This window comes from uncultured Salinisphaera sp. (assembly GCF_964012375.1).
Classification (GTDB): domain Bacteria; phylum Pseudomonadota; class Gammaproteobacteria; order Nevskiales; family Salinisphaeraceae; genus Salinisphaera.
Genome location: NZ_CAXGSH010000135.1, coordinates 1 through 6,443 on the forward strand (window position 1 = coordinate 1; position 6,443 = coordinate 6,443).

At 65.0% G+C, this 6,443-nt stretch carries 5 protein-coding genes and 1 pseudogene; 5 read left to right on the top strand and 1 reads right to left on the bottom strand.

All coding sequences use genetic code 11. The features are described from left to right. The 5 genes and pseudogenes from ABNU97_RS16605 to ABNU97_RS16625 all read left to right on the top strand — a co-directional run. Window positions 1–1,321, top strand: a pseudogene (locus ABNU97_RS16605) (chromosome segregation protein SMC); the annotation flags it as partial. Window positions 1,322–1,355: 34 nt separating this feature from the next. Then, window positions 1,356–2,249 (top strand): cell division protein ZipA C-terminal FtsZ-binding domain-containing protein, encoded by an 894-nt coding sequence (locus tag ABNU97_RS16610; protein WP_348767781.1) that lies wholly within the window; start codon window positions 1,356–1,358, stop codon window positions 2,247–2,249. Next, window positions 2,249–4,348 carry an NAD-dependent DNA ligase LigA gene (ligA, locus tag ABNU97_RS16615; RefSeq protein ID WP_348767782.1) on the top strand — a complete coding sequence of 700 codons (2,100 nt, stop codon included), beginning with the start codon at window positions 2,249–2,251 and terminating at the stop codon, window positions 4,346–4,348. The genes ABNU97_RS16610 and ligA overlap by 1 nt, the downstream gene beginning before the upstream one ends. Before the next feature lie 49 nt (window positions 4,349–4,397). Then, a complete protein-coding gene (locus tag ABNU97_RS16620; RefSeq protein ID WP_348767783.1) occupies window positions 4,398–4,691 on the top strand; it encodes a hypothetical protein in 294 nt (97 codons plus the stop codon). A 380-nt stretch (window positions 4,692–5,071) separates the two neighbouring features. Then, window positions 5,072–5,473, top strand: coding sequence for a hypothetical protein (locus ABNU97_RS16625; RefSeq protein WP_348767784.1), 402 nt, complete (start codon window positions 5,072–5,074; stop codon window positions 5,471–5,473). A gap of 37 nt (window positions 5,474–5,510) precedes the next feature. Here the strand turns inward: ABNU97_RS16625 and ABNU97_RS16630 are convergent. Continuing rightward, a partial coding sequence (locus ABNU97_RS16630) for a TonB-dependent receptor (RefSeq protein ID WP_348767785.1) occupies window positions 5,511–6,443 on the bottom strand: 933 nt, incomplete at its 5' end.

The window sequence follows — 6,443 nt, forward strand, 5'->3', positions numbered from 1 at the left end:
CCGTCGCAATGAACTGGACACGGAACTCGCCGACCTCGACAAGCAGATCGCCGAGGCCGACGGCGAGGCCGAGCGGCTGAACGGCCAGGTCGCCGCGCTGGAGGAAAAGGCCGAGGCCTTCACCGAGGCCCGGCGCCAGGCCCAGGCGCAACTTGCCGAAAGCCGCAGCGCGCGTGACGCTGCCCGCAAGGCCCATGCCGAGGCCGAACGGGCGCTGCGCGAAATCGAAACGCGCAGCGAACAGAACCGCAGCCGGGCGCAGTCGATCGACCAGCGGCTGGCCGATACGCGTACCGCCCATGCCGACGTCGAGGCGCGTCTGGCCGGTTTCGATGACCAGGCCGCCGACGCCGTCGACGAGGCCGCCCCCGCAGCGGACGAAAGCGAACACGAGCAGGCGCTGGAAGCCCAACACCGCGCCGAGCGCGAGCTGCGCGCAGCGCGCGAAGCGCTCAAGACAAGCGAAAAGGCGCTGCAAGACGTTTCGCAACAGCTCATGCAGGCCGAGCAGGGCGTGGATACGGCCCGCGAAGGCCTGCAACAGGCCAAGATCGATGTCGAAACCACCGGCGTGCGCCGTGCCGGCATCGCCGAACAGATCGAAGAACTCGGCGAAACGCCGACGGCACTGGTGGCCGGCCTCGAAGACGGCGCGACCATCGAAAGCTGCACGTCGGCCATCGACGCGCTCGAACGCAAGATTCAGCGCCTGGGCGCGATCAACCTCGCCGCGATCGAGGAATACGACGCCGAGGCCGAGCGCGAGCGCTATCTGGGCGAACAGCACGCCGATCTGACCGAAGCGCTGGAAACCCTGGAAAGCGCAATCGCCCGTATCGACCGCGAAACCCGGGCGCGCTTCAAGGCGACCTACGAACAGGTCAACGCGCGGTTTGCGGACATGTTCCCGGAATTGTTCGGCGGCGGCGAAGCCGCGCTCGAGCTCACCGAGGACGACTGGCTGTCCACCGGCATCCGCGTGATGGCGCGCCCGCCGGGCAAACGCAACGCCTCGATTCAAATGTTGTCGGGCGGAGAGAAGGCGTTGACCGCGGTTGCGCTATTATTCGCCCTGTTCGAACTCAACCCGGCACCGTTTTGTATGCTGGATGAAATCGATGCACCGCTCGACGACGCCAACGTGTCGCGTTTTTGCGAACTCGTACGGCGGATGTCGGCCCAGGTTCAGTTCATCGTGATTACGCACAACAAGCTGACGATGTCGCTCGCCGAGCAACTGCACGGCGTGACCATGGCCGAGCCCGGGGTGTCCCGGCTGGTCAGCGTCGATATCGATCAAGCCCTCGACATGGCCGGCTGAGCCGGCGCCACGCAACTTATCGACTAAAGCGCCTATGTCTATCGTGCAATGGCTTCTTCTCATTCTCTTGATCGCCGTGGTCGGCGGTGCCTATTGGTACATGCGCCGTCAGGCGGGCGACGATCCCTGGCGGGGTATGGACGACACGCCGCGGGGCGCCGGCGAAGACAGTCCGGACACAGGCGAGCATGGCGAATCCTTGGGCGGCGATTCCTACGTGGTGGGCGTGCGGACGCTGTCGAAAAACACCCCGGCCAGTCGGCGCGCCGCCGGCAAGGTAGACGCTCCGCTTGACGAGCACGAATACGAAACCGGCGGTGGGCAGGGCGTGGAAGCCTCCTGGACGGCCTACAAGAAACGCGGCGCCGAACCCAAGCCGCTGCCGGAAGAACAGGACGCCGTCGCAGCCGAGGCAGACAAGCAAGCCCAGGCCGCGCCCGGCGGTAGCGAGCGGGTCGAGATCATGCGCGCGCCGAGCGCGCCGCCCGGCGCCGACCGTGAAGTGTTCCTGTTGCACGTGGCCGCGCCCGCAGGGCGCATGTTCGACGGTCCGGACGTGCATGTGGCCCTGCAGTCGCAGGATCTGAAGTTCGGCATCAACGATCAGTTCCACCGCGTGACCGAAACCCACGGCATTCCGGAATCGGTGTTCGCGGTGGCCAACATGGTCAAACCGGGCACGCTCGATCCGGTCGATCAGGATCATCTGCATACGCCCGGTCTGGTGTTGTACACGGTGGTGCCGGGGCCGATTCAAGGTGGCGCCGCCCTGCGCGACATGATGGAAACCGCCAACGGACTGGCCCAGGCCCTGGGTGGCGAAGTGCTCGACGACAAGCGCGCACTGCTCAAGGCCCAGACCGCCCAGTACATGCTGGATAAGGTCGCCGATCTCGACCGGCGCGCGAAGATCGCCAAGCGCCGGTAGTGGCGGCAAGCAGCGCCACAAGCCAAAGGGCGGCGCAGCTCGCCGAACAGCTGCGCGAACACAGCCGGGCGTATTACGTCGACGACGATCCAACGATCTCGGACGCCGAATACGACCGGCTGTTTCGTGAGCTGCAGGATCTCGAGGCCGAGCACCCGGAACTGATCACGTCGGATTCGCCTACCCAGCGGGTGGGTGCGCCGCCGTCGGACAAGTTCGAGTCGGTCGATCACGCCACGCCCATGCTGTCGCTGGGCAACTGCTTCGACGACGACGAGCTGGCGGAATTCGATCGCCGCGCGCGCGAGGCCGTAGACGGCGGCGCGCTGGCCTACTGCGCCGAGCCCAAGTTCGACGGCACCGCGCTCAACCTGCGCTACGAAAACGGCGTACTGGTACGGGCGACCACGCGCGGTGACGGCATCACCGGCGAAGACATCACCCCCAACGCCCGCACCATTCGTAATCTGCCGCTGCGTCTTGCCGGTGAACACGTGCCCGACTTCATCGAAATTCGCGGCGAAGTGGTGCTGGCGCGCTCGCGCTTTAACGCGCTCAACGAGCGGCTGGAAAGCGAAGGCCAGAAAGCGTTCGTCAACCCGCGTAATGCCGCCTCCGGCAGCCTGCGCCAGCTGGATTCGACGATTACGGCGCGCCGGCCGCTGGCCTTCATGGGCTATGGCATCGGCCGTGTCGATGGCATGACGCTGCCGTCGAGTCTGTACGCGCAGTTGCAGCAGCTCCAGGCCTGGGGCTTTCAGATCAGCGAGCACGTCGACCGCGTACAGGGGCTGGACGGCTGCAAGGCTTACTACGAGGCGATGGCCGAGCGGCGTGCGAATCTGGATATCGAAATCGACGGCTGCGTATTCAAGGTCGATGATGCCGCCGTGCGCGATGAACTCGGTTTCGTGGCACGCGCGCCGCGTTGGGCGATTGCGCGCAAGTTCCCGGCCGAAGAAACCACCACGCTTTTGAACGCGGTGGAATTTCAGGTGGGGCGCACCGGCGCGCTCACGCCGGTTGCCAAGCTCGCGCCGGTCTTCGTGGGCGGGGTGACGGTTTCCAACGCCACCCTGCACAACATGGACGAAATCGCCCGCAAGGACGTGCGCGTGGGCGATACCGTGGTCGTACGCCGGGCCGGGGACGTCATACCCGAGGTCAAGGAAGTCGCGCGCCGGGGCGAAAATTCAACGCCGATCGAATTGCCGGCTGAATGCCCGGTATGCGGCTCGGCGGTCGAGCGTGTCGAAGGCGAGGCAGTGGCCCGCTGTACCGGCGGGCTGGTCTGTGCCGCACAGCGTCGCGAAGCGCTCAAGCACTTTGCCTCGCGCCGGGCGCTGGATATCGAAGGCCTGGGCGATCGCCAGATCGAAGCCTTCGTGGACGAAGGCCTGCTCGAATCGCCGGCCGATATCTTTGCCCTGCACAGCCATCGCGATGCGCTGGTCGAACGCGAAGGCTACGGCGAGAAGTCGGTCGCCAATCTTCTGGCCTCGATCGAGGCCAGCAAACAGACCACGCTGGAGCGCTTCGTCTTCGCGCTGGGCATTCGCGAAGTGGGCGAAACGATGGCCCGCGATCTGGCCCGGCATTTCGGCACGCTGGATGCCCTGCGCGGCGAGGCCAAGGCCTATCTCGAACGGGTCGCGCACGCCGAGCAGACGCATCCGGACAATCGTGCCGCGCGCGATCGCATGCTCAGCGCCGAAGGCCTGCAGGCGGTGCCCGGCGTGGGCGCGCGGGTCGCACACTGTATTGCGGATTTTTTCAGCGAACAGCGTAATCTCGACGTCATCGATGCGCTTATTGCCGCCGGCGTTGCCTGGGAAACGGTCGATACCGACGACACCCCGCAGCCGCTGGCCGGCCAGACCTTCGTGCTCACCGGCAGCATGGACAGCCTGACCCGCGACGAGGCCAAGGCGCGTATCGAAGCCCGCGGCGGGCGGGTCACCTCCAGCGTATCCAAGAAAACGGATTACGTGGTGGCCGGCGACAGCCCTGGTAGCAAGCGCGACAAGGCCGAGAAACTCGGCGTCACCCTGCTCGACGAAGCCGGGTTTCTGGCGCTGATCGACGAGGCCGGCTCGTAACAACCCGCGTCCGGGCGATTTTCACACCGTGCGCAAAAGGAATATCCCGATGGCGAAGTCAGTTCTGAAAGCTGCTGGCCCCATGGCCATGATGGTCGCGTTGTCCGGCTGCACGACGTTGTTTGTAACCCCGAGCGACAGCCAGTGCGCAAGCGATCTGGCCGAAGTCGAGCGCGCTGCGGCGGCCGCGCGTAAGGCACTGGCCCAAGGCGTGAATGCCGAACAACGCCAGCCCATGCTCGATCTATTGGTGGATGCTGCCGACCAGGCCCGCGCAAGCTGCGGCTACGAAAAGCCGGACACGCCGTCCTCAAGTCGGGCGCGCCAGCCGAAGGCCGGCTAGGGCCGGTCTATCTAACCGGGCGCGGTGCGCGTTCGAGTGCTCGAATTCGTTGTGACAAGGCGCGCGAGAGCGCAGCGCCTGCCGGTTTGACAGGTCAGGGTCGGCAAGGCGACTCGCTTGTGCTGTATTCGAGGCCGAGGCTGTGACGAATCGCGGCTTGACGAGCCGCTCATTGCGCGCCTGGCCGGCGCCGAGGCCTCGCTTGCGTGCAACGGGCACGCCACGCCTGTCTTTTCGGGCCCGCCATGCGTGACGCACGTCGGAACGACCACGGCGTCTTGTACAGAGGTTGCCCTCGCTGTCATCTGTAAACGCTTGTACACGAACACGCCAGCGCTTACGCTTGGCCGCCGTTTATTTGTTCATACAGGTAGAGTCTCGTGGCGCTTAGCTGGCTTGAAGTCACCACCGATGAAGTACAGTCCAAACTCGGCGCGAACGAGCGTCTGGCCGAACGTCGGGCCACGATCGAAAAGCAGGTGCGCGAGACGCTCGAGTCGCTGGTCGCGCCCGCGTTTCGAAAGGCCGCCGAGGCCGACGGCTGGGAATACTTCGAACAGGCGCATACCGAATGGTCGGTCGTGCGTTGCGGTATTCATGGCCCCGGCGATGTCGAGCGCGACCCGACGGTGGCGTTTCGTATCGCCGAGTTCGATGCCTATCAGCCGCTGGTGATTCTGCGCCGCAAGCCCGAAGGCGCGGCTGCCCAGGCCAGCTCCGAAATCGTCAAACTCGACAAGCTCGACGCCGAGACGCTGCAGCGCTTTCTTGCCGACAGCTGATCTGCGCGCGGGCCGCACATCGGCGGCCCGCATCTCGCTATAGCTCGTAGGCCAGCCCGGTATAGAAGGTGCGGTCCGGCGCGGGCTCGTAGTAACGCCCGCCGAAGGCATTGATACGAATGTTGTCGAAATAGACTTCGTCGAACAGGTTGTCGATGCCGAAATAGACGGTGAGCGTGTCTTCGCCGGCCTCGATGGTCTTGCCGACGCGGCCGTTGAAGATCCATGCGTGGTCGATCTTGGCGGTATTGGCGTTGTCGGCATAGAACGAGCCGGCATAGCGCATGTCCAGCGTGGCATAGCCCACATCCGCGTCGCGCCAGGCCAGCTCCGCGAACAGGCGTTCCTCGGGCAGGCCGGGAATGGCATTGCCTGCATAGTCGTTGCCGCTGTCATCGACGAATTCGCGATATTCGTAGTCGGCGAGGGTGTAGGCCGCCATCGCCGATAGTTCGTCGTTGAAGGCGTACTCGAGCTTGGCTTCCAGTCCCTTGCGGCGCGACTTGCCGGAGTTTTCGTAGAAATCGCGCCGGCCGTCGTCGTTGAACACCACCAGCTCGTCGCGTACGTCGATCCAGAAGGCGCTGATCTGATAACGGGCGCGGCTGCCGAACTCGCCCTTGGCGCCGATTTCGTACTGGGTGGCTTTCTGCGGATCCAGGTCGCTGTTGAAGCCGCCGTTGCCGGCCGGATCGGCGAATTCGGTAAAGGTGGGGGATTCGAAGGCATTGGCCACGTTGGCGTATACCCGCTGGCGCTCGGCCCAGGCATAGCTCAGGCCGGCGTTGGCGGAGACTTCGTGATAGGTGCGCGAGCCGGAGTCGTCGGGGTCGGTTGCGGTGATGAAGGCGTCGTCGATATCGAAATCGAGATAGTCGTAGCGCAGGCCGGTGGTCAGCTCCAGATCCCGGGTCAGCGAGAACACGTTCTGGGCAAACACGCCGATGCTGGTGGCCTGCTGATCTTCTTC